Genomic DNA, 21,884 nt, shown 5'->3' on the forward strand with positions numbered 1-21,884 from the left:
CCTTGAACAGGATAAAGAATAAAAATGGTTTCGCCTTGATCACATCCTTGATGCTGACTCTGATATCGCTCACGATTGTTATGGCTCTGCTCTACATGATGACCCAGAGCGTCCAGGTGTCAGGGATGAACAAACATTACAAGACCGCTCTCGAGGCCACCTATGGCGGGGCAGAGATATACGCCAAGGATATTCTGCCGTTTATTATGCGGAACTACTCGAGCGCCACCATGACGGCGGACCTTCAGACAGCCTTTAGCAATGGTGTTACCGTGACTAAGGTGCTTTCTGCCCAGTCATGCCTTCAGAGCAAGTTAACCAAGTCGACTGCCAATTGGCCCGCTGGGTGCAGCAATACACCTAATCCCAAGCAGAGCCCCGATATGAGTTTTGCCATGTCTGCCGTTAGCGGCAGTCCGTTTGTCGTGTATTCCAAGATCGTGGATACGGTGAAGGGCAACTCCGATACGAGCGGTCTGCAACTGGAGGGCTCCGGAGTTGCGGAATCCAGCACGGTCCTCACGCCACAGTCGTTTCCGTATATTTACCGCATGGAGCTCCAGGGGGAACGACAGAATAATCCCACGGCGCAGGCTAATATCGAGGTTCTGTACGCCTACTGATCCTGCTGCGCCCCGACGCGATCCAATGCCCCTTGTATGCGCAGCCGATATGATGCAAGAAGGCCTTCTGGATAAATCGCTTGACAATTAACCACATACATGGTTTTAAAGCACAGTTGCAATGTTATGATTCACTTGATTAAGGAGGGATTGTACTGTGCGCAGGAAGACTCCATGTGCTGTGGCTGTGATGTTTGTTGCTGGTCTGTTGCTCCTCTTGTCCACTGGCCCCGCGAACGATGCCTGTGCATTGTCCAGCCAATCCGCTCCCCCCAAAGCATCCTGTGTTACCACCGATTGTCACGGCAAAATGGGTACCGAAAAGTACGTTCATGGTCCCGTGGCAACGGGCGAATGCACCTTCTGCCACAAGCAGACAGGGAAACACACGTTCGAAACCATAGAGAACACGGGCAAGCTGTGCGCCGAGTGCCACGAGCGTCTCGATACCCACAAGTACGTCCATGCCCCGGTCAAGCAGGGTAAATGCTTCACCTGCCACGACTCTCACCAGTCCCCCAATAAGTACCAGCTTCGTGCCGCCGGCGCGGAACTCTGCTTCAAGTGCCACGACCGCTCCATCATGAAGGGCAAGTTCGTCCATGGGCCGGTTGCCGTGGGGAGTTGTACCACCTGCCACGCCGTGCACCAGGGCGATTTTCCCAAATTGCTGCGGACAACCGTCAACGCCGTCTGCTTCGAATGTCACGCCGATAAGGCCGAGGCGTTCAAAAACAAGAAGTTTACCCATGCTCCGGTTCAGAAGTCCTGCACCCTCTGTCATGACGCCCATAACGGCGAGTACCGGTACAACTTCAAGGCCGATGGCTCGGAGGAACTCTGCCTTGGCTGCCATAAGGAAAAACAGACGGATATCAACTCGGCGACCGTGAAGCACAAGGGACTTGCCACGGAAAAGAAATGCCTTGCCTGCCATGACCCCCACGTATCCGATTACGTCAAACAGTTGACCATGCAACCGGCGGACCTCTGCATGAGCTGCCATAACAGGGAGTATGGGACCGGTGCGACGCGGGTGGCCAATATGAAGGCCATGCTGGATGCCAATACCGATTTTCACGGCCCCATAAAGCAGAAGGATTGCTCTGGGTGTCACAATACCCACGGTTCCAAGAATTTCAGAATCCTGCGCGAAAACTTCCCCCCGGTTTTTTATGCCGGCTATAACCCGGAAAACTACAAGCTGTGCTACATGTGCCATGAAAAATCCCTGGCTGAAGACGAACGAACCACAAAATTGACCGCCTTCAGGAACGGCGATCAAAACCTGCATTTCGTCCATGTAAACAAGGCGGTAAAGGGGCGCACCTGCCGGGCATGCCACGATGCCCACGCTACCAACAACCCCCGCCACGTGCGGGATACGGTTCCCTTCAACGCCTGGAAACTGCCGGTCGGTTTCGAGAAAACCGCCGATGGGGGACGGTGTCTCCCGGGGTGCCACAAGCAGTTCACCTATGACCGGAAACATGCGGTGAAGAATCAATAATGGCAGATGGCGGCGCAGAGCGTTTGGCGGCAGTGACCCCATCCCGCCTGCCTGGTGGCAGGCTGTTGTGGGGTGTTGCGGGTATGGTCACACTCGTGGCTGTTTCTTCCTGGGCGGCAGACGGAACCGCGCCCAAGGGGGCCATGGAAAATGAGCCGCCGCCCGCTGCCGCCCCAGCCGCCCCGCACTCTCGGGACAATGAGATCCTCAGTCTACGGGAGCAGATCGTTCGGGCGCCGGATGACGCTGTCCTTTATGTGCGCCTGGGATACCTGCTGCTGGATGCCGACGCCCCGGCAGAGGCAAAGGCGGCGTTTGACGAGGCGCTGAAACGCAATCGGCACTCCCATGCCGCCATGACGGGCGAGGGGATCCTCCTGGCCCGCGCCGGGAATCTCAGGGAGGCCGAGCAGGTATTGAAAACGGCCCTGCTCCGCAATCCGAACCCGGTCAGGACCCACTATGAGTTGGGGCGCGTGTACGAGGCATCGGGCGACCTCGACAAGGCGCTGGCAGAGTACAAAGAGGGCATAACGAAGTTCCGGCAGGGGAGAAAATAACGACCCCTCCCGCCGCCTCTTTCCACCCTGGCTGCTTGACGGCCGATACCTATCAGAAGGAACGATGATCAGGATTATTCCCCCATCCATTTTCAGACTTTTTTTGAAAAAAACCGCGCTGCCGGGCGTTTTGTTCGCGGCCTGTGCGGTCCTGCCCGCCACTCCCGCCGATGCGACGCTCCAGCATCTTCAGTCCGGCATGGAGGCCCCGGATTTTTCCCTGCACCAGGTATCCGGCGGCAAAGGGGCGTTTGCCAACCTGAAAGGGGAGAAGCTGACGATCCTCCTGGTCTGGTCCACCGGGGACAAAAAATCGGAACACGCCCTGGCCCGGATGCAGAAGCTCTATCTGAAATATCGTGACCAGGGGTTGGCGGTCGTGGCCATCAAAGCGGATGTGCAGGAGTGTGCCGATGCCGCAATGGCACAGGCCCGCTCGACCGTGGAGCGGCTCAAGCTGACCTATCCGGTTCTCGTGGACAACGGTCTGGACTATTTCCATGATCTGGGCATCATTGCCCTGCCCACGACGGTCATCGTTGACAAAGAGCGGGTCATCCGGTATGAGCTTTCCGGCTATCCCCTGGTGGGTGCGGAGGAGATGGCGGATTTCGTGACCGCATCCCTAGAGGGGGCGAAGCCGGCCATCATAGCGAAGAAGGGGCATCAGCCGGCCAAGAGCGCGCTTCGTTTCTACAACATGGGGCGGAATACCCTGAAATCGGGGCGCATGGCCGAGAGTTCCGAGATGTGGTTCAAGAAGGCCATCGAGGCCGACCCCACGTTTGTCCTGCCCCACATCAGCCTGGGCAAATTCTATCTGCAACGCGGGGACAAAGCTTTGGCCGAGGCGCAGTTCCGTGAGGCCCTAGGCAAGGAACCGACCCATGTCATTGCCCTGTGCGAATCGGCTCTGTTGTTGTTCGAGGACGGTCGGCTGGCGGAAGGGCAGAGCTTGCTGGAGAGCGCCTTGAAGGCGAACGAATCCTACACGCCGTGTTATTACTATGCGGGTTTTGCCTATGGCAAGCAGGATAAGCCGGAGCAGGCGCTGCGGATGTTCGACGAGGCGGAGAAGATCAACCCGTTGGACTACAATCTGTACGTGTACAAAGGACGGATGTTTGAGGGGCAGAAAAAACCGCAGGAAGCTGCTGCGGCCTACCGCAAGGCCCTGGAAACCATTCTCCAGACCGACGATATCCTGAGGCGCACACAACTGAACCCCGGCAGCAAGACGGGGGAGGGGCTCCTCCTGGCCCGCGCTGGAAATCTCAAGGAGGCCGAACTGGCGTTGAAGGCGGCCCTGGTCCGCAATCCGAATCCGGTCAGGACCCACTATGAATTGGGGCGCGTCTACGAAGCATCGGGTGATCCCCACAAGGCCCTGGCAGAGTACCAAGAAGGCATAGCAAAGTATCGGCAGGGGAGAAAATAACACTCGATCCCACCTCAGGCGTGAGATGCAGAGCGGAAGGAATAATGTCCCGAAAAAAAGTTGCAACCCGTGATCTTTTTTTAAAGAAAACCGCGCTTCTGGCCACACTGTTCACCGTGTACGGCATGTTCCTGTTCACCCCGGCTGCTGCGACGCTCCAGCAGCTCCAGTCCGGCATGGAGGCCCCGGATTTCTCCCTGCACCAGGTGTCCGGCGAAAAAAGGTCGTTCGCCAACCTGAAAGGGGAGAAGCTGACGATCCTCCTGGTCTGGTCCACTTGGGACAAAAAATCGGAACAGGCCCTGGCCCGGATGCAGAAGCTCTATCTGAAATATCGTGACCAGGGGCTGGCGGTCGTGGCCATCAACGCCGACGGGCAGAAGATCTCCGATGCCGACCTGGCAAGGATTCGTTCGACCGTGGAGCGGCTCAAGCTGACCTATCCGGTTCTCGTGGACAACGGTCTGGACTATTTCCATGATCTGGGCATCATTGCCCTGCCCACGACGGTCATCGTGGACAAGGAACGGGTCATCCGGTATGAGCTTTCCGGCTATCCCCTGGTGGGTGCGGAGGAGATGGCGGATTTCGTGACCGCATCCCTGGAGGGGGCGAAGCCGGCCATCGTAGCGAAGAAGGGGCATCAGCCGGCCAAGAGCGCGCTTCGTTTCTACAACATGGGGCGGAATACCCTGAAATCGGGGCGCATGGCCGAGAGTTCCGAGATGTGGTTCAAGAAGGCCATCGAGGCCGACCCCACGTTTGTCCTGCCCCACATCAGCCTGGGCAAATTTTATCTGCAACGCGGGGACAAAGCTTTGGCCGAGGCGCAGTTCCGGGAAGCCCTGGGCAAGGAACCGACCCATGTCATTGCCCTGTGCGAATCGGCTCTGTTGTTGTTCGAGGACGGTCGGCTGGCGGAAGGGCAGAGCTTGCTGGAGAGCGCCTTGAAGGCGGACGAATCCTACACGCCGTGTTATTACTATGCGGGTTTTGCCTATGGCAAGCAGGATAAGCCGGAGCAGGCGCTGCGGATGTTCGACGAGGCGGAGAAGATCAACCCGTTGGACTACAATCTGTACGTGTACAAGGGACGGATGTTTGAAGGGCAGAAAAAACCGCGGGAAGCTGCTGCGGCCTACCGCAAGGCCCTGGAAACCATACTCCAGATTCACTAGAAACTGGTGAGGTGATGGTTTGTGACGAGCCGCCCCGTTTGGGGCGGCTACCTTTTTTGATACTCGAGAATAAAGGCCTTCTCGATGTCGCCCGCCTTGACATCCAGGCTAGTCAGGGAAAGATAGCGCAGTCCGCTGTCAATCGTGTTTTCAGTTGCGCTGAGGGGCCCGTCGTGGGGGTCCTTGACCTCTTCGTTCTGCATTCCGACCACCAGCAGGCTGTTGTCGTAGAGGGTCCCTTTGACATTGACCTTCGGGTTGGCCCGTTCATCGACCTTTGAGCGGATTTCCATGATCCGGTCCGTCAGGGCTGCCCTTTTCTGGCGCAACTCCTCGATTTCCTGAAGCGTTCCCGCCTCCCCGCTCTGCTTGTGGTTGAGGGCAAGTTCCTCCATAAGCCTTTCGAGCTCTTCGGCATCGTGATAATCGACGCCCACGGTCAGCTTTGTCCTGACCGAGGCCATCGATCCGATCTTTTTGGCCTCAATACCTCCCAGTGCGGTATATGAGCCTCCGGCAATCGCCCCCTTGTTGACGATGATCCTGCCCAACGTCCTGACGATACAGTTGTGCAACTCCACCTCCACAATGATATCGCCGGCGCATTCGACGATGCAGTCGTGGATGAACTGCGCCTTGATGCTGCCGCCGCACACGATGCTTCCCTTTCCCTGACCATCCATGCCGCAGAGGGAAATGTCGCCACCGCTCTGGATGCTGCAGTTTCCGATATTGCCGGTGACGCGCAGCCCCTTGGTGGCGTTGATGCTGAAATCGTCAAGCACGTCCCCGCGCACTTCAACGATGCCGTTGAAGACGATCGAGCCGACCCTGAAGTTGACATCCCCGGACACCACATACTCTTCCTCAACGGATATTTCACCGGAGGCCACGCATACCCTGCCGGCGGCACTGGCCACAAGCCGCTCTCCATTGTCCTCGACGGTGATATTTTTGCCTATTTTGAGGGCCAGGGGTTTGCCGGGCAGGGGGGGGATGGTCTCGCCGGTCACGCTTTTGCCGGCTGATCCGGGTGTAGGGGACGTAATGTGGGCGATCTCGTCGCCCGGCATGACGTTGATAAAGGTCTGAACCTGGTGCAGGTCGATGGCGGCGGTATCGTCGCCATCCGATTGGGCGGCAACGGACGGTTGTACTGTATAGGAAAGCCAGCCGTCGATCCCGTTGACCGGCGGGATGCCGGTTGCCACCACCACGTTGCGCTGCGCTTGTCCGGCTGCGGCATTGACCGCAAAGGTGTTGAGGACGCTTTCGTTAAAGACCCCTTTCACCCCGGCCGCGGCAAGGTAGCCATTCAGGTCGTCCCGCGTCATCATGGACCCCTGCTGGCGCGGCACATAGCTGCAAAGGCATTCCTGCTTGTCCTTGGAAATGGCGATGAACAGGCTGTAGCCGAGCTTCTTGAATTCCTTGCCCGGGATGCTCTCCTTGGCTCCATCTCCTGTAGATGTGTCGCTCATCATGAATATAGCTCCGTTCGTTGGATCGGTCCCTGGTTATTTGACGTATAAGCGTCATGGCAAAATAGTGTTGGGGACCGTTCGAGTGACAGTGGTGCTTTAATCAATATCGGCATAATGCCGGCACATTTGTAGAGATATTTGAACTTTTTGTTACGGGGGCGGGGAGGGGCGGTAGGACTCCCCCGGCAGGGCCGGGGGAGCTATCTCAGTTATTTCGCGGCGGCTTTGACCATCAGTTCGCTGACGAGTTTCGTAAAACGCAGCGGGTCCTTGATGGGCGACCCCTCGGTCAGGAGGGCCTGGTCGTAGAGCAGGTCGGCATAGTCGCCCAGGGCCGGGGCATCCTTGTCTGCCGTGTGAAGTTCGGCCATGACCTTGAGGATGGCGTGGTCCGGGTTCAACTCCAGGATACGTTTCGATTCGGGCACGCTCTGGTTGAGCGACTTCATGATGCGCTCCATGTTGGCGTTCATGCCATGTTCGTCGGCAACCAGACAACAGGCGCTGTCGGTCAGGCGGTTGGAGAAGCGTACCTCCTTGACCTTGTCCTTCAACCGGTCCGTAATGAGAGAAACCAGGTCGGAAAATTCCTTCTGGGCCTCCTCGCGTTTCTTTTCCTTCTCCTTCTTTTCCTCTTCGCTATCGACGCTGATATCGCCGCGATCAACCGCTTTGAGCTGTTTGCCGTCGTATTCGGTAAGCGCCTGGACCACCCATTCGTCCACCGGGTCGGTCAGGAACAATACCTCGAAACCTTTTGACCGGAACACCTCCAGGTGGGGCGATTGCTCCAGGGCTTCACGGCTAGTGCCGGTGATGAAATAGATCTCCTTCTGTGCCTCGGGCATGCGCTCCACGTACTCCTTCAACGACACAAACGAGCCGTTCTCGCTCCGCGTGCTTTCGAACAAGAGCAGGTCCTGGAGTTTCTCCTTGTTGGCAAAGTCGAAGTGGACCCCTTCCTTGAGAACCTGGCCGAACTCCTTCCAGAACGTCACATAGGAATCGTAGTTCTTTTCCTTTTCCTCGGCCAGGGTGGAGAGAACCTTGCCGACCAGATTCTTCTGGATACGCTTGATCTGTACATCCTCCTGAAGTATCTCGCGAGAAACGTTCAGGGGCAGGTCGGAGGAATCCACCACACCCTTGACGAAACGCAGGTAGTCGGGGATCAGCTCTTCGCACTTGTCGGTGATGAATACCCGCTTGACATAGAGCTGCAGCCCCTTTTTGCGGTCGGCGAAGAACATGTCGAACGGTTTGTGGGCCGGCAGGTACACCAGTGCCTTGAATTCACTGGTGCCTTCGGCCGAAAAGTGGATAGTGCGGAAGGGGTTCTCGAAGTCGTGGGAGATGTGCTTGTAGAACTCGTTGTATTCCTCTTCGGTCACATCGCTTTTGGAGCGCGCCCAGATGGCCTTCATGGAGTTGAGGATTTCCTCTTCCGTCTTCTCGATGGTGCCGGCCCCCTCGATCTCCTTGCCGTCCACCCCCTTGGGCACTTCGGTACGGGTGACGTCCATCACCACGGGGTACTGAATGTAATCCGAGTACTTTTTGACGATGGAGCGGATCTTCCACTCGTCCAGGTATTCTTTGAACTCTTCCTTCAGGTGCAGGACAATCTCGGTGCCGCGTTTTTCCCGGCTGCACGGTTCAATGCTGTAGGAGCCATCGCCGGCGGATTCCCAGCAGCATCCCGCTTCTATGGAACCGGCCGCGCGCGTGAAGAGCGTAACCTTGTCGGCGACCATGAATGATGCGTAAAAGCCGACGCCGAACTGGCCGATCAGTTCCGGGTTGTCGCTGGATACCTTGTCCTTGAGGCTCTGCATGAAGGCTTTGGTGCCGGAACGGGCAATCGTGCCGATGTTCTCCTCGACCTCGGCTATGTTCATGCCGATGCCGTTGTCGAGGATGGTCAGGGTGCCCGCATCTTTATTGGGAATGAGCTTGATCTTCCAGTCGCTGTTTCCTTCCAGCACCGATTCGTTGGAGTGGGCCTCAAAACGGACCTTGTCGATGGCGTCGGATGCGTTGGAGATCAGTTCACGCAAGAAAATATCGCGATTGGAGTAGAGGGAATGGATGACCAGATCGAGAAGTTGCTGTACCTCGGTCTGGAACTGTTTGGTAGTCTTGGACATGCTTATGCACTCTCCTTTGTGGGGTGGAATTGATATGGAGCCAACATAATCATCGCAGGAAAAATTTTCAAGGGGGGCACTGGTTTGAAATGGGAGCCGCGTGTGACGTGCCATGCACTGGAATGAGTTCCGGCACGCCACACGCGGCCCGCTCGCTAATTCCCGGCTTTCTTTCTGATGGCCTCCACAACGTGGTAGGCGTCGTTGATGGCGGTGTAGATCAGGTTGGGATGTCGCTCCTCGGCAATGGACCCTTCTTTGATCTTCATGTAGGAAGGGGAGATGGCGCCGCCGATGACATAGACCCCTTTGCGGGTGGATTCGAATTCAGAGGTCAAAAGCGCCAGGCGATCCCCTTCCTTGGCGATCTTGCAGACCCCTGCCGAGCAGGTGATCATCTGGATGCCGAGCTTGTCGAAGACCGGCATCGGTCCTTGGGAACCGATACAGGCGATCACGTTCTCCATGGGAAAACTCAGGGCGTGGTACAGGTCGATCCCGTCCGCCTGTTTGAATTCGTTGATGCGGATGACCAGACGGTCAACCCCCTCCTTATCCACCTCGCCGATGCGCGGTGTGGCGCCGGGATACAGACGGATATTGCCCCCCAGCAGGATCTCTTCGCCCAAACGCTGGGCCGTCTCCTTGTTGACGTCGAACTTTCCCGACGTGTGGGACCAGTAGACCGGCTGGTTGTCGTTCACCTCCCGCTTGGCCTTGAGTATGGCGATGACCACATCGGCCGCGGTGTTGCCGCCGCCGATGACCAGTGTCTTGACACCGACGTATTTACCGGCATCCTCCAGGTTCTTGGCCACCATCTTGGCATCGCCGTATACCGACAGTTCACGGGGGATGCTGCTTCCGAAGGCAAGCACGACCTTGCGTCCGCGAAACACGCGCTTGTCGGTTATCACGGAGAGCACGTCCCGCTCTTCACGAATATCCTCCAGGGCAACCTCGGTTTGCACATTGATCTTCTCGTGCTGCACAAAATGCTGCACATACTGGATGTAGCTCTCCACCGTGACCGGCTTGTCGGGCGGCCGCAGTTCGTCCACCAGGAACGGTTCCGGCGCGTCCTTGGGTTTGGAGGCGTACACATGCTTGCCCTCGGGATAGGTATTGGCGATTCCCTGGAAGACCGCTTTACCCGATTCAAGTACCAGGTAGGAGAGGCCATGCTTGTGGCACAGGTAGGCGGTGGCCAGGCCGGCCGGGCCGCCCCCTATGATGAGTACATCGTACAATGAGCTCATGCGTATCCCCTGTCTTGAGATAATGATTATATATGCGATTTTTTATAACATGACTTCCGGCTAAGATAAAGGCATTAGGGAAAAATTGTACGTAGAGAGAAAGGGCGGGCGAACAGTAGATTTTTCTTCTCGGTGGGGTACAATAAATAACAACAGAGACCAGTACAAAGGAGGCCGATCATGGAGGACTGTGATAAAAAGGTTGCTGCGGCAGCATTGCTGATGGTGGCGGGTGGCATCGTGGGGGCAGGGCTTGCGCTGCTGTGGGCGCCCCAGTCCGGTCAACGCACGCGGCGAGATATCACGCGCTATGCCAAGCGTGCCAAGACCCGAGCCGATGAAGCGGTTGAGGATATTACAACCAATATCAACGACCTGGTGGAAACCATCGGTGACAAGACCGATGAACTGGTTGAAAAAGGCAAGGATGTGGCGAGTGGTGCCCGCAAGGACTTGATGCGTTTGATCGAAGAGGGCGCATCACGCCTTGAAAAGTTTCGGACCAGGCTGAGCCGGATGTAGCAACGCCTATTGCTGGTTTTGGGCGGGCGGGAGTACCGCCGGAGGCGCCGGATGAGAGCCGTTGCCGTTGGTCTGTTCCTTCGGCAACGGCTCCTTCGGCTTTGCCGGTTGCTCTTTGGCTGGCTGTTCCTTGTGCTTCGGTTCCTTCGGCTTCTGCTCCTCCTCCCGTGGCGCCGGGAGTACGGTTATATCGCCGTAGTAGCCGGTTGCGGACTCATGGGTGTTGTCGCTGTCGGTCATGATGGCGATGGCACCGACCTTGGGTGCCTCCTCGCCGAAGGCGGCGCGATAGTCTTCGGCAAAATTCCGCCGGTGGGAGGTCCAGCGCCCGGCCAGCTCATCGCCCCCATCCATGGCAATCATGACCACGTTCTTCGAGTAGGGGTTGCGGATGCTCTCACCTTTGCGCAGGACGTTGCCCCACACATACTCGATGGCCCTGGTCTTGGAGAAAAATCCTCGGGGAAACACCACGTAGAGGCGGGCGGCAAAGTCGTGCCCGTCTTTGGTCCGCTCGTTGCCCTTCTTGATCGTATGGTCGATCTTCCATGACCACTTGATGATCGGATATGCCTTGGGATCGATATCGATCTTGTGGAGCAATCCCGAAGCCGAATCATGGCTTTTTCCCATCAAAACGCTCTTCCCATTGTCTTGAACAAAGGTGTAGGCCGATTTTTTCGAGCCGAAAACGGTCTGTTCCTTCCATCCCGCGAGTTCCGCCGAACTGAACTTGCCGATGCGCAATTCGGGTTCGGCTGCCAAGGCGGGGAAAACGGTCAGAAAAACAAAAATAACAGCGATGTAGAGCGTCCGGTAAGGTTGCATGTCGTTTAGCCTTTAGAAATGGTTATGGTTTTTTCACCGTCGTCGGGTATCAGGGCACTGAAGTACTCGATGGAGGCGAAGACGGGCGAAGGCTTCGGTTGAATCGTGGAACTGAAACGGCTGATGTACACCGGATACCCGATGCCGTATCGCTGTGCCGTGGCAAGGTTGGTTTCGCTGTCTTCCCCCAGCATGGTCCGGGCGGGATCATAGCTGACGAACCTCTGGAGCGTCCCCCAGAAGCGTTCGTCCTCCTTGGGTAGACCGACCTCGTGCGCCGAGATGATGCCGTCGAAGTATGTCCCGATGCGGGTGGTTTTCATCTTCAGGTCCAGGGTCTTGGAATGGGCATTGGTCACCAGCCAGACATTCTTGCGGTTTTGCCGCAAAAACAGCAGGAATTCCACCACGTAGGGGTGAACGGCGATCAGGTGCTCCACCTCCTGTTTAAGCTGGGGGATGTCCAGTTTCAGTTGCTCGGACCAGTAGTCCAGATCGGTCCAGTTGAGGGTCTGCTCCTGGGATTTGAACAGGGCGTGCAGGTGCTTTCGGGCGTACTCCTCCGTCGTACCGTTGCGGGCGGCCCACCGTTTGGGGACGTGTTCCAGCCAGAAGTGGTCGTCGAAGTGCCTGTCCAGCAGGGTGCCGTCCATGTCCAGAAGGACGGTGTCGATGGTGTTCCAATCAATGATCATGGCAGAAAAGTGAGGAGCGGTTTAAAGGGTTTCAGTTGTTCAGCGTCTGCCGTTGGCCATTTTCAGGCTTTCGGGAGAGCGGCGGAGCCACCACATGAAGACCGGCCCGGCCAACCCGCCGATTCCCAGGCTGGCGAATGCCAGGCCCCAGGCGCCGTTGATGCCGGGGAGCGGCTGCCAACTCCGGAAGGTATCCAGAGCCCAGCCGAAGACCGTCGGCGAGATCGTGGCCAGGGAATAGCCGACCAGGGATTGGAGCCCCATGGCTGCCCCCAGATAGCCGGGAGCGACCAGTTCCGTCAGCCCGGTGGAGAAAACGGGCGATTCCGCCACTACCAGATAACCGTACAGCAGACCGATGGTCAAGGTCAACCATATGTTGGTGTTGATCAGCCAGCCAAAGGAAAATGAGAGCAGGCCACTGGAGAACATGACCATGGCGATGGTGGCCGTGCGGCCGAAACGGTCGGAAAGGGTGCCGGTCACGGCGGTTGAAAACGCACCGATGCCGACCAGCAGCGCGGCAATGGTTGACGCGAGACCGGTGGCCTGCCCCTGGCCGTAGCCCCAGCCGACCAGGGCGGCCGTGAAGAATGGCGCCAGCCAACTCCGCATGCCGTACATCTCCCACATGTGGGAGCCGTAGCCTAAGATCATCAGGAGGGCCGGCCGGTTCCTGGCCACCTCCGCGGTGTAGCCGCTGGCACTGTGCACCCTGGGGGCGGGGCGGTAACCGCGGAAGAGCGGAATGGAAAGAAGCGCCCCGGCGAATACCCCGGCAGAACAACAGATAAAGGCGACACGCCAGCCATAGAGTCCGCTCAGCCATCCGGTGACTGCCAGGGAGAGTGAGGAGCCCAGCATCAGCGAACCGACGTAGATACCGATGGCCCGGCCGCGTCTGGCCGGGGCAAACCGCTCCGCGACCAGCTTGAGCCCCGGCATGTAGGTACCCCCCATGCCGATGCCGGTCAAGGCACGCAGGATCAGGCCGCTGGTGAAATCGTGGGCGTACAGGGCAAACAGCAGGTTGGCGGCGGCTGACCAGAGGGCGGCGCCGATGAAGATCAGTCTGGTGTTCATGCGATCGGTCAGGGTCGAGAGGATGACCCCCGAGGCGATGTAGCCCAGCTGGTAGACCGAGAAGATCATGCCCGCCCGGGTGTTGCTCATGTTCCATTCCTGCCGCAGGGTGGGCAGAATGGCCGAGTAGTTGATAAACACCAGCATGATGAAGAGCTGGCACAGGCAGAGCAGCAAGAGCCAGCGGGTAGCCTCCCGTTCTTGGCCGGTGCCGGGGGAGGCTTTGGTCATGGAAACAGGTCTGCTTCCTTGAATCGTTTTCCCTCGCGGTCCTTGGCGGAGATGGTCGGTTCCGCGGCAAGCGGCCACTCGATCGCCAGGTCGGGGTCATTCCAGGCGATGCAGCGTTCGTGCTCCGGCGCCCAGTAATCGGTGGTCAGGTACAGGAATTCGGCATGTTCCGAGGTGACGCAGAAGCCGTGGGCGAATCCGGGGGGCACCCACATCTGCCGCTTGTTTTCGGCGGTGAGGTGCGTTCCGAACCAGGCGCCGAACGTGGGCGAACTGCAGCGGATGTCCACCGCCACGTCGAAAACCTCGCCGACGATGACCCGTACCAGCTTTCCCTGGGGGTGCTGGATCTGATAGTGCAGTCCGCGCAGGACCCCGCCGGTCGAACGGGAGTGGTTGTGCTGGACAAAGGTGGTGTCAAGCCCGGTCAATTGGCGCCAGACCCGTTCGTTGAAACTCTCGAAGAAAAAACCGCGTTCATCGCCGAAAACCTTGGGTTCGAGGATGATGACGTCGGGAATGGTGGTGGGAATAATGTTCATGGTTGCTCCGCAGGAAATAGGATGGTGAACCTGTTCTAGCAAATTCAGGGGGTATGCCGCAAGAGATACTTTTTGCAGAGCGGGCTCCTAAACAGGGTGGATTTTTCTGAAAAGCGCGGTATGATGGGGGCATGATAAATTCTACTCTTTTACCCAATGGCGTCAGACTCATCAGTCAGCGTGCCGAACATATGCATACCGTTTCCATCGGCATCTGGGTTGCCAACGGCACGCGCCACGAATCCACGGACAATAACGGCATCGCCCACTTCATCGAACATCTCCTCTTCAAGGGGACAAAACGGCGCACCGCACGCCAGATATCCCACGAGATCGATTCCATGGGAGGCATCCTCAATGCCTTCACCGGCCACGAATACGTCTGCTACTACGCCAAGGTGCTGGCTTCATTCCTCCCCAGGGTGACGGATCTCCTGACCGACATCTTTCTCCATTCTAATTTTCCGGCGGATGAGATCGAGCGTGAGCGGAAGGTGATCCTCCAGGAAATCAAGATGCGGGATGACGCGCCGGAAGAGTGCATCCACGACCGTTTTCACCAGAGCTTCTGGAAAGGGCATCCCCTGGGACTGTCGGTGCTTGGCTCGGAAGAAACGATCAGCCGGCTCTCCCGCAATGACATCGTCACGTACAAACAGGACCATTACCGCCCTGAGGATATCATCATCTCGGCCGCCGGCAACGTGAACCACGCTGAGCTGGTCACTCTCATGGAGGCGGCTTTCTCGGGGATTTCGTCACACGGGGTGCCGGCTGCCACCGCCGGAGCGGTCAGTCCTCCCGGCAGGGGCATCAACCTGATCGAGCGGGACCTGGAACAGTCCCTGATCTGCCTGGGAACGCGGGCACTGCCCCAGAATCATCCCGATCGCTATGCCCTGTTTCTGCTCAACACCATTTTGGGGGGCGGCATGAGTTCGCGTCTCTTTGAAGAGGTGCGCGAGAAAAAAGGTTTGGCCTACTCGGTCTATTCCTATGTCATTGCCCACGCCGACTCGGGCTCTCTGGTGGTGTACGCCGGAACGGAACAGAAGCACTGCCGGGAGGTGATCGACATCGCCCTGCGGGAGATGGGGCGTCTGAAGCGCGAAGCGGTTCCAGCGGACGAACTTGATTCCGCCCGGGAGCAGCTCAAGGGGAAGATTCTCATGTCCCTGGAGAGTACCGACAGCTTGATGACCCGCCTGGCCAGAAACGAGATCTACCTGCAGCGTTATCAGCCGGTTGAAGAGGTTCTGGCCGGTTTTGACGCCGTTGGCGCCGACGATATCATGACGCTGGCGAGCGAGCTTTTCGACGGCAGTAAACTGAATCTGGAAGTAATGGGCAAGGTCGCCGGCCTTGACGTAACCGGGGATCGCCTGGTTTTTTGATGTGCTGCGGTTAATCCCTGCCGGTATGGCCAAAACCTCCTGCACCACGTGAACTGTCTTGGCTGAACCCCTCGACGATACTCAATTCTGCTTGGACCACCGGCACAAACAGCATCTGGCAGATGCGTTCGCCCGGCTCCACGGTATAGGCGGTCGCGCCCCGGTTCAGGATGCCGATGCCGATCTCTCCCTGGTAGTCCGAATCGATAACCCCGACAGTATTGGCCAGCACAATCCCGTGTTTGATGCCGAGTCCTGAACGCGGTACCAGAAGAGCTACCAGGCTCGGGTCATGGATGCTGATGGCTATGCCGCTGGGGACCAACACGGTCTCTCCGGGCTGCACCGTGAGGGGGGCGTCCAGGCAGGCCCGCATGTCCATGGCCGCCGAACCGCCGGTGGCATAGGTGGGAAGAGGGATGCGCGAGCCCATCAGCGGACTCATGATTTTGGTTTCAATTTTGTGTCTGTTCATGATAGCTTTCCCGGCAATTCAGAATGACTGCGTTTGGTCGTTACCATAACCAAGAGGGGCTATCAAGCGCAACCAAAATCTGCTGGTAAAAAGGGGTTGTGTCTGATGAAAGATGCCAGAATTACTCAGTTTGCAGAGATATTGGTAGACTATTCGACGCGGGTGAAGAAGGGCGACGTGGTGCTGATCAACGCCGCAGGGCTCGAGGCCCTTCCCCTGGTCAAGGAACTCCACGCCCTCTGCCTTAAACGGGGCGCCGCGTATGTGGAATATGCCTTTTCCGTCCCCGAAATCGACCGCAATTTCTACAACCTGGCCAACAAACAGCAGTTGGAGCATTTTCCTCAACATAAACTGGATTTTTTCAAGACCTTGACCGTCTACATCGGCATCGCGGCCGGCGACAACTCCATGGTCATGGCCAATGCCCGTCAGCAGGCCATGGTCGCCTACCAGAAACTCACCAGGCCGCTGGTGGACCAACGGGTCAAACATACCCGCTGGGTGGTGACCCGCTACCCGACCCATGCCGCGGCCCAGGAAGCCAAGATGAGTTTGGATGAGTACGAGGATTACCTCTTCTCGGCCTGTTGCATCGATTGGCATGCCGAGTCGAAAAAACAGGCCAAACTCAAGAAGCTGATCGACAAAACCAAAAAGGTCCGCATCGTTGCGCCGGATACGGATCTGGCATTCAGTATCGACGGCCTGCCGGGGATCAAATGCGACGGACGTCTCAATATGCCGGACGGCGAGGTGTTCACCGCACCGGTCAGGGATTCGGTCCAAGGGCATATCACCTACAACTGCCCCAGCATCTATCAGGGCAAGGAATTCAACGGCGTGCGCTTCGAGTTCAAGGACGGCAGGATCGTCAAGGCCAGTGCCGACGGCGACATGAGCGGGGCGCTCAACAAAATTCTGGATACGGATGAGGGGGCCCGCTATATCGGCGAATTTTCCCTGGGAATCAATCCCGGCATCCGTCGCCCCATGCGCAATATCCTCTTTGACGAGAAGATCTTCGGCTCGATCCATTTCACGCCGGGGCAGGCCTACGATGAGTGCGACAACGGCAACCGCTCCGCCGTGCATTGGGACCTGGTCAGAATCCTTGCCGATGGCGAAATCTGGTTCGATGGCGTCCTGATCCAGAAGAAGGGCGTGTTTGTCCATAAGGAGCTGTTGGAACTGAATCCGTGACAGGGGTGGAATGATTCGTATGAGTGAAGAGAAACAACCCGAGATCGAATTTGAACATGATGATTTCGAGAGCGCGTCGTTCGACGATGAACTCCGGGTGGATGGGTGTTGCCAGGAATTGCTCAAGCGCTTTTACCTCTATCTGGTCGGCAGGGGCATGACGCCGGAGCAGGCATCGGAGTTGGCCTTCAGCGCCGATCTCTATCTGCGGGACTACGTGGTGGATTTTGCCCGCCAGAACGTGTCCCGGCCGCAACCGGGCATCGTGAGGCGCTTTGCGGCGACATGGTTCATCACCCACACGCTCGATCCGGAGATGCGCATCCTGGAGCGGCACCTGGCCGGTGTCCGCGAATTGTATCGCTACCTGCACGGGCAGCACCTGATCTCCCGGGAGGAGCTTGATTTTCTTGAGGCAGAGGCGGCCCAGACCGACTACTATCGCCAGCGAATCGAGAGCTTCCTTGCCATTGTCGACGATGGCTATTTCGCCTGGGAGGCGGAGTGCCCCCTGCGGGGCTGATATTTTAAACGTAAAAGGAAACAAGGGACCATGGCAGGCAGACGTTTGAAAGGAATAACCATAACGATCCTGGCCCAGGAACACGCGAGGAAAGACTGGTATTTCGACTTCGAGGCAGAGCCTTTTCGGCGGTTTTGCGAGAAACTGTCGCGGGAGATGAAAAAGCTGGGTGTTGCGCTCACCATCGTGCACAACCGTGATGCTACCATCACCATCAACAGCTATGCCGATCTGTTGAACTGTGTCAGGATTTCCTCCCCCGTTGACGGCCATAGCAACCTGTGCGTCGGACACATCATCGGCAAGAGCGAACATCTGGACATTATGGAGGATATCGAGGCAGCGGTGCGACGGATCGCCTTTGCCCCGGAAACGGTTGCACCGTCAAATGAATTCAGAAAGGTATGCCACAACTGCGGTTGCGGCTGTTAAAATAGGACCAATGAACGATACCACGGATAGATTTGAAGCATTGCTGGAAAGAGTCGATCGGCTCATCGAAGGGATGATGCCCGCTGCCGCTGCCCCCCCTGATTGCGAACATTACCTGGCGTTTCGCTGGGAACGGACCGGCGAGCGGGGCCGGCTGGCGCCGGTAATGAATCCCCATCTCTTTGAGCTGAACGAATTGGTGGGCATTGACGATATCAAGGAAGAGGTGGTGCGCAACACCACCCAGTTCGTCGAGGGGCTGCCGGCCAATAATGTGCTCCTGTGGGGCGAGCGGGGATGTGGAAAATCGTCCCTGGTCAAGGGGCTCCTGAAACCGTTCGCCTCGCGGGGATTGCGGATCGTGGAACTGAAGCGCTGGGATATCATGTCCTTGCCCCACATAACCTCCCTGCTGCGGGATGCGCCGTACCGCTTTCTCCTGTTCTGCGACGACCTGTCCTTTGATGAAGGCGAGGGGGATTTCCGTGCCCTCAAGACCCTGCTGGACGGGGATATCGAGGAGCGACCCGGCAATGTGCTGATCTACGCCACCTCGAACCGTCGTCACCTCATGCCGGAGCGGATGGAGGACAACACGGGCGACCTGGAGATACATCCCGAAGAGGCTGTGGGGGAAAAACTGGCGTTAGCCGATCGTTTTGGTCTGTCGTTCGGGTTTTACAGCCTTGACCAGGATGAGTACCTGGACGTGGTCCGTTATTATGCCGCCCATCGGGGGCTTAGAATGGAAGACGAGGAACTGTGCGCCTTGGCGGTGAAGTGGTCGTTGTATTCCGCGCGCCGCAGCGGACGTTCGGCCCGCCAGTTTGTGGATGACCTGGAAGGGCGTCTGGGGCTGACAAAGAACGGCAGGCGGAAAAAGTCTTCCCTTTGACCGGGTCGCGTGATGTTCCGGGCAGGTTCAAGTCACGGAAAGTAGTAGCTTTAAACGATATTATGGTGTATTTGTTGAATCAAGCAGACCTCGTGGACACGAATTTGGATATATGTCCGTCCGCCTGAAACGCAGGAGAAAAAATAGCTGAAAAAGCGACAGTCAGTGCTGTCAACCCCTTCTGCGAAGGAGAAGTTTGTCTATGGCCATCGCCGTCATACCGGAAACTGTCAGAAAACTGCTTGCTTCGCAGCCTATCGAACTGCCGATCTTTCATCCCGTTGCCATCAAGCTGCAACGAATGCTTTCCGATTATGACTTTACGGTGGATGAAGTCGCCCATGTGGCCATCGAGGACCAGTCTTTGGCCACCCAGATGCTGAAGATGGCCAATTCGCCCATGTATATGGGGCGCACCAAGGTCGCCACCATTAAAGAGGCCGTTATCCGGCTGGGGGCGCAACAGGTTATCAATCTCGCCATAGCCGCCTCACAAGCCGCCATTCACTCGTCTCAAAACGAAGCGCTCAACCGTTACATGAAACAGCTTTGGCTCCATAGCCACGGCTCGGCCCTCGGCGCGCGCTGGCTTGCCCATGGTTGCGGCATGCGCGGCGTTGCGGACGAAACCTATCTGGCCGCACTGCTGCACGATGTGGGTAAACTCTACCTGCTCAAAGCGATCGAGCGCCTGGTGGATGCCGGCGTGATCAGCTCCCTGTTCGACGAAGAGTTGATCTCCGATATCTTCGAGGCCATGCATGTGGAACAGGGCTACCGCCTGATGCTGCACTGGAATTTTCCGGCCATGTACTGCGATGTGGTCCGGGATCACCATCTCGAACAGTGGGATGTGGTCAACAAGATGCTGACCATTGTCCGCTTCGTCAACCTGGCCTGTCGCCGGGTCGGCCTCGGCCTGAAACACGATCCCGCATTGGAATTGATCGCAACCAAAGAGGCGGAAGTTCTTGATCTCAGCAGTTTCCAGATCGCAGAACTTGAAGCGTTGCTTGAAGAATCCCGGGAAGCCGTGTTTGAATAACTCTCGTCCAATGGACGTCCAGGCGTCCGCTCACAAGATGGTGCCGCACGCCATGTCTTTACCCACCCTCCAAGGGTACCTTAAACTTCTTCGGCCGACACAATGGCTGAAAAACCTGATGATTTTCTTTCCTCCCTTTCTGGGAGGGACGTTCTTCCTGTCCGTTGTCCGTCCAACCGCGCTGGTCCCGTTCGTCTCCTTCTGTCTGGCGTCAAGTGCCACCTACATCCTCAATGATCTTCTGGACATGGAACATGATCGCAACCATCCCGAAAAGCGGTTGCGACCGTTGCCGTCCGGCCGGATATCACCTCTTTCCGCCCGTGTGCTTGCCCTTACTCTTGCTGTTGCCGCCATAGCCCTTGCCTGGATGGTATCCCTGTCGTTCCTGTCGTTTCTGCTGCTTTACGGCGCCGTCTCCAGCGCCTATTCAATCAGATTGAAAGAATATGCGTTGGTCGATATCTTTTGCATATCGGCCGGGTTCCTGCTGAGGCTCGAAGCCGGGGGCGCCGCTTTCGGGGTAACGATCTCGGAGTGGCTTTTCCTGAGTGTATTTTTGCTGGCGGTATTCCTCAGCACCGGCAAACGCCTCAGCGAAAAGAACCGGTTGGGCGTGTCTGCCGCCAATCACCGTAAGGTCCTTGCCACCTATCCTGAAGGTTTTTTGGACGGGACCATGTTCATGACCGGAGGGGCTGTGCTGGTCACGTACACCCTCTATGTGATCTCGCGCCACTCTTCGCTGCTCCTCTACACGGTCCCGCTCTGCTGTTTCGGCCTATTGCGCTATATCCTCCGGGTCCAGTCCGGGAAGGGGGGCGATCCGACCGAGTCGCTGCTCCGGGATATGCCGCTCTTTATCGTTGGGCTCGTCTGGGCGGTGATGGTGGGGTGGGGGATATACGTCCCATGAGACGGCATCTGCCCACATGGTTGTACAAGGTATTCCCGTTTGATTTGCGGGGGGACTGTTCCGTACCCCCAGCACGGGACAGCATCCGCATATCCTGCATTATCAATTTCTACGGCCGGCTCGACCTGCTTTCCGGTATCCTTCATTCTCTTGCCCAGCAGCACTACGACAGGGAGCGGTTTGAGGTCGTCCTTGTCGAGGATCGAAACGGCACGGATGGCGGCAGGCAGCTAGCGGAACATTTTAAGGATGAACTCCAAATTGTCTACCTTCCCCTTGACAAAAACTTCGGGAGAATGGGCTATTCGAGGAACTACGGTCTGTCCCGGTCCCGTGGCGAGATCGTCCTTTTTCTTGACGACGATACCGTCATCTTACAGCAAGATTTCCTTGCGGTTCTCGATGACCGATTTGGGCGCGATGCCGGCCCGGATGCCGTGGTACCCCATGGCCATGCCAGCTTCGCCTTGATCCGGGGACACTACGATTTCCATGATCCCTATTTCATGACCAGCCGCTGTACCGCCTATCGTCGGGATGTCCTGGCGGAACTTGGTGGATTTATGGCTCACTTTGTGGGCCAGGAGGACGTGGAGTGTGTTGTCAGGTTTCTCATGGCCGGCAAGCGATCGGAAAACGTCCCGGAACTGAACTATTTTCATCCCCCGCTGTTGGTCCCGAATTTTCGCAAACCAAAGTCCGTGGGGCATTCGTTCTATTGTCTTAAATCAAAATACCCCTTGCCTATCTGGTTCATAATCATTCTCAACTGTTCCCGACACGCCCCCTTATACCTGCTTCCCATGAGGCGATGCCGGGAGATGGGGCGATTCGGCATCGGTTTTTTTACCGGGGTGTTTGTTTCCCTTTTCAAAAAAGAAGGCTTTCAGTACAATTGAGG

Annotated in this window: 22 protein-coding genes; 14 read left to right on the forward strand and 8 right to left on the reverse strand. The window is 57.3% G+C overall.

Going from position 1 to position 21,884, the window contains the following annotated elements:
• Nucleotides 1-2: 2 nt before the first annotated feature.
• The 5 genes from F6V25_RS12315 (at nt 3) to F6V25_RS12335 (ending at nt 5,309) form a co-directional block, all read left to right on the forward strand.
• Nucleotides 3-623, forward strand: coding sequence for a hypothetical protein (locus F6V25_RS12315; RefSeq protein ID WP_420849981.1), 621 nt, complete (start codon nt 3-5; stop codon nt 621-623).
• A gap of 310 nt (nt 624-933) precedes the next feature.
• The gene (locus F6V25_RS12320; protein WP_191966177.1) at nt 934-2,133 is read left to right on the forward strand and encodes a cytochrome c3 family protein; all 1,200 of its coding nucleotides are present in this window, start codon (nt 934-936) and stop codon (nt 2,131-2,133) included.
• 83 nt (nt 2,134-2,216) lie between these two features.
• The gene (locus F6V25_RS12325) at nt 2,217-2,693 is read left to right on the forward strand and encodes a tetratricopeptide repeat protein (RefSeq protein WP_191966178.1); all 477 of its coding nucleotides are present in this window, start codon (nt 2,217-2,219) and stop codon (nt 2,691-2,693) included.
• A 64-nt stretch (nt 2,694-2,757) separates the two neighbouring features.
• Nucleotides 2,758-4,131 carry a TlpA disulfide reductase family protein gene (locus tag F6V25_RS12330; protein WP_151128853.1) on the forward strand — a complete coding sequence of 458 codons (1,374 nt, stop codon included), beginning with the start codon at nt 2,758-2,760 and terminating at the stop codon, nt 4,129-4,131.
• Nucleotides 4,132-4,175: 44 nt separating this feature from the next.
• The gene (locus F6V25_RS12335; RefSeq protein WP_151128854.1) at nt 4,176-5,309 is read left to right on the forward strand and encodes a TlpA disulfide reductase family protein; all 1,134 of its coding nucleotides are present in this window, start codon (nt 4,176-4,178) and stop codon (nt 5,307-5,309) included.
• Between the two features lie 47 nt (nt 5,310-5,356).
• Here F6V25_RS12335 and F6V25_RS12340 read toward each other — a convergent pair whose 3' ends face one another.
• The 3 genes from F6V25_RS12340 to F6V25_RS12350 all read right to left on the reverse strand — a co-directional run bounded on the left by F6V25_RS12340 (nt 5,357) and on the right by F6V25_RS12350 (nt 10,199).
• The gene (locus F6V25_RS12340; protein WP_151128855.1) at nt 5,357-6,793 is read right to left on the reverse strand and encodes a DUF342 domain-containing protein; all 1,437 of its coding nucleotides are present in this window, start codon (nt 6,791-6,793) and stop codon (nt 5,357-5,359) included.
• A 209-nt stretch (nt 6,794-7,002) separates the two neighbouring features.
• Entirely contained in the window at nt 7,003-8,940 is a 1,938-nt protein-coding gene (gene htpG / locus F6V25_RS12345) for a molecular chaperone HtpG (RefSeq protein ID WP_151128856.1), read from the reverse strand.
• Between the two features lie 155 nt (nt 8,941-9,095).
• The gene (locus F6V25_RS12350) at nt 9,096-10,199 is read right to left on the reverse strand and encodes an NAD(P)-binding domain-containing protein (protein WP_151128857.1); all 1,104 of its coding nucleotides are present in this window, start codon (nt 10,197-10,199) and stop codon (nt 9,096-9,098) included.
• A gap of 180 nt (nt 10,200-10,379) precedes the next feature.
• On the opposite strand from F6V25_RS12350, the gene F6V25_RS12355 reads away from it, so the two are divergent.
• Complete coding sequence (locus F6V25_RS12355) at nt 10,380-10,721, forward strand: YtxH domain-containing protein (RefSeq protein WP_151128858.1); 342 nt, start codon at nt 10,380-10,382, stop codon at nt 10,719-10,721.
• A gap of 6 nt (nt 10,722-10,727) precedes the next feature.
• On the opposite strand, the gene F6V25_RS12360 is transcribed toward F6V25_RS12355, so the two are convergent.
• Genes F6V25_RS12360 through rfbC form a run of 4 tightly spaced genes read right to left on the reverse strand, consistent with a single transcriptional unit; the run spans nt 10,728 to nt 14,100 of the window.
• Nucleotides 10,728-11,549, reverse strand: coding sequence for a DUF3047 domain-containing protein (locus F6V25_RS12360; protein ID WP_218043550.1), 822 nt, complete (start codon nt 11,547-11,549; stop codon nt 10,728-10,730).
• A 5-nt stretch (nt 11,550-11,554) separates the two neighbouring features.
• On the reverse strand, nt 11,555-12,244 hold the full coding sequence (yrfG, locus tag F6V25_RS12365) for a GMP/IMP nucleotidase (RefSeq protein ID WP_151128859.1): 690 nt from the start codon (nt 12,242-12,244) through the stop codon (nt 11,555-11,557).
• Nucleotides 12,245-12,283: 39 nt separating this feature from the next.
• Complete coding sequence (locus F6V25_RS12370; RefSeq protein WP_151128860.1) at nt 12,284-13,558, reverse strand: MFS transporter; 1,275 nt, start codon at nt 13,556-13,558, stop codon at nt 12,284-12,286.
• Nucleotides 13,555-14,100 (reverse strand): dTDP-4-dehydrorhamnose 3,5-epimerase, encoded by a 546-nt coding sequence (rfbC, locus tag F6V25_RS12375; RefSeq protein WP_151128861.1) that lies wholly within the window; start codon nt 14,098-14,100, stop codon nt 13,555-13,557. The genes F6V25_RS12370 and rfbC overlap by 4 nt, the downstream gene beginning before the upstream one ends.
• 131 nt (nt 14,101-14,231) lie before the next feature.
• On the opposite strand from rfbC, the gene F6V25_RS12380 reads away from it, so the two are divergent.
• Complete coding sequence (locus F6V25_RS12380; protein WP_151128862.1) at nt 14,232-15,494, forward strand: M16 family metallopeptidase; 1,263 nt, start codon at nt 14,232-14,234, stop codon at nt 15,492-15,494.
• A 10-nt stretch (nt 15,495-15,504) separates the two neighbouring features.
• On the opposite strand, the gene dut is transcribed toward F6V25_RS12380, so the two are convergent.
• Nucleotides 15,505-15,969: a dUTP diphosphatase gene (gene dut, locus F6V25_RS12385; protein WP_151128863.1), complete on the reverse strand. Its 465-nt coding sequence runs from the start codon at nt 15,967-15,969 to the stop codon at nt 15,505-15,507.
• Nucleotides 15,970-16,074: 105 nt separating this feature from the next.
• Between dut and F6V25_RS12390 the strand changes: the two genes are divergently transcribed.
• The 7 genes from F6V25_RS12390 to F6V25_RS12420 all read left to right on the forward strand — a co-directional run bounded on the left by F6V25_RS12390 (nt 16,075) and on the right by F6V25_RS12420 (nt 21,882).
• Complete coding sequence (locus tag F6V25_RS12390) at nt 16,075-17,172, forward strand: aminopeptidase (RefSeq protein ID WP_151128864.1); 1,098 nt, start codon at nt 16,075-16,077, stop codon at nt 17,170-17,172.
• Between the two features lie 19 nt (nt 17,173-17,191).
• Nucleotides 17,192-17,695: a hypothetical protein gene (locus F6V25_RS12395; protein ID WP_151128865.1), complete on the forward strand. Its 504-nt coding sequence runs from the start codon at nt 17,192-17,194 to the stop codon at nt 17,693-17,695.
• 30 nt (nt 17,696-17,725) lie between these two features.
• Nucleotides 17,726-18,127, forward strand: coding sequence for a hypothetical protein (locus tag F6V25_RS12400; protein WP_151128866.1), 402 nt, complete (start codon nt 17,726-17,728; stop codon nt 18,125-18,127).
• A gap of 10 nt (nt 18,128-18,137) precedes the next feature.
• The gene (locus tag F6V25_RS12405; protein WP_151128867.1) at nt 18,138-19,022 is read left to right on the forward strand and encodes an ATP-binding protein; all 885 of its coding nucleotides are present in this window, start codon (nt 18,138-18,140) and stop codon (nt 19,020-19,022) included.
• A gap of 202 nt (nt 19,023-19,224) precedes the next feature.
• Nucleotides 19,225-20,067 (forward strand): HDOD domain-containing protein, encoded by an 843-nt coding sequence (locus F6V25_RS12410; RefSeq protein ID WP_151128868.1) that lies wholly within the window; start codon nt 19,225-19,227, stop codon nt 20,065-20,067.
• Between the two features lie 37 nt (nt 20,068-20,104).
• Nucleotides 20,105-20,983 carry a decaprenyl-phosphate phosphoribosyltransferase gene (locus tag F6V25_RS12415; RefSeq protein ID WP_151128902.1) on the forward strand — a complete coding sequence of 293 codons (879 nt, stop codon included), beginning with the start codon at nt 20,105-20,107 and terminating at the stop codon, nt 20,981-20,983.
• Nucleotides 20,980-21,882, forward strand: coding sequence for a glycosyltransferase family 2 protein (locus F6V25_RS12420; protein ID WP_151128869.1), 903 nt, complete (start codon nt 20,980-20,982; stop codon nt 21,880-21,882). Before F6V25_RS12415 ends, F6V25_RS12420 begins: the two co-directional genes overlap by 4 nt.
• The last annotated feature ends 2 nt before the right edge of the window (nt 21,883-21,884 follow it).

Source organism: Oryzomonas japonica, from assembly GCF_008802365.1.
GTDB lineage: Bacteria > Desulfobacterota > Desulfuromonadia > Geobacterales > Pseudopelobacteraceae > Oryzomonas > Oryzomonas japonica.

Bases quoted from the DNA above. Each gene is read 5' to 3' on its own strand.
- F6V25_RS12370 (WP_151128860.1), bottom strand. From the start codon at position 13,558: ATGACCAAAGCCTCCCCCGGCACCGGCCAAGAACGGGAGGCTACCCGC.
- F6V25_RS12395 (WP_151128865.1), top strand. From the start codon at position 17,192: ATGAGTGAAGAGAAACAACCCGAGATCGAATTTGAACATGATGATTTC.
- F6V25_RS12410 (WP_151128868.1), top strand. From the start codon at position 19,225: ATGGCCATCGCCGTCATACCGGAAACTGTCAGAAAACTGCTTGCTTCG.
- F6V25_RS12325 (WP_191966178.1), top strand. From the start codon at position 2,217: ATGGTCACACTCGTGGCTGTTTCTTCCTGGGCGGCAGACGGAACCGCG.
- F6V25_RS12330 (WP_151128853.1), top strand. From the start codon at position 2,758: ATGATCAGGATTATTCCCCCATCCATTTTCAGACTTTTTTTGAAAAAA.
- F6V25_RS12350 (WP_151128857.1), bottom strand. From the start codon at position 10,199: ATGAGCTCATTGTACGATGTACTCATCATAGGGGGCGGCCCGGCCGGC.
- F6V25_RS12335 (WP_151128854.1), top strand. From the start codon at position 4,176: ATGTCCCGAAAAAAAGTTGCAACCCGTGATCTTTTTTTAAAGAAAACC.
- F6V25_RS12415 (WP_151128902.1), top strand. From the start codon at position 20,105: ATGGTGCCGCACGCCATGTCTTTACCCACCCTCCAAGGGTACCTTAAA.
- F6V25_RS12355 (WP_151128858.1), top strand. From the start codon at position 10,380: ATGGAGGACTGTGATAAAAAGGTTGCTGCGGCAGCATTGCTGATGGTG.
- F6V25_RS12400 (WP_151128866.1), top strand. From the start codon at position 17,726: ATGGCAGGCAGACGTTTGAAAGGAATAACCATAACGATCCTGGCCCAG.
- yrfG (WP_151128859.1), bottom strand. From the start codon at position 12,244: ATGATCATTGATTGGAACACCATCGACACCGTCCTTCTGGACATGGAC.
- rfbC (WP_151128861.1), bottom strand. From the start codon at position 14,100: ATGAACATTATTCCCACCACCATTCCCGACGTCATCATCCTCGAACCC.
- F6V25_RS12390 (WP_151128864.1), top strand. From the start codon at position 16,075: ATGAAAGATGCCAGAATTACTCAGTTTGCAGAGATATTGGTAGACTAT.
- F6V25_RS12360 (WP_218043550.1), bottom strand. From the start codon at position 11,549: ATGCAACCTTACCGGACGCTCTACATCGCTGTTATTTTTGTTTTTCTG.
- F6V25_RS12405 (WP_151128867.1), top strand. From the start codon at position 18,138: ATGAACGATACCACGGATAGATTTGAAGCATTGCTGGAAAGAGTCGAT.
- F6V25_RS12320 (WP_191966177.1), top strand. From the start codon at position 934: ATGGGTACCGAAAAGTACGTTCATGGTCCCGTGGCAACGGGCGAATGC.
- F6V25_RS12340 (WP_151128855.1), bottom strand. From the start codon at position 6,793: ATGATGAGCGACACATCTACAGGAGATGGAGCCAAGGAGAGCATCCCG.
- dut (WP_151128863.1), bottom strand. From the start codon at position 15,969: ATGAACAGACACAAAATTGAAACCAAAATCATGAGTCCGCTGATGGGC.
- htpG (WP_151128856.1), bottom strand. From the start codon at position 8,940: ATGTCCAAGACTACCAAACAGTTCCAGACCGAGGTACAGCAACTTCTC.
- F6V25_RS12420 (WP_151128869.1), top strand. From the start codon at position 20,980: ATGAGACGGCATCTGCCCACATGGTTGTACAAGGTATTCCCGTTTGAT.
- F6V25_RS12380 (WP_151128862.1), top strand. From the start codon at position 14,232: ATGATAAATTCTACTCTTTTACCCAATGGCGTCAGACTCATCAGTCAG.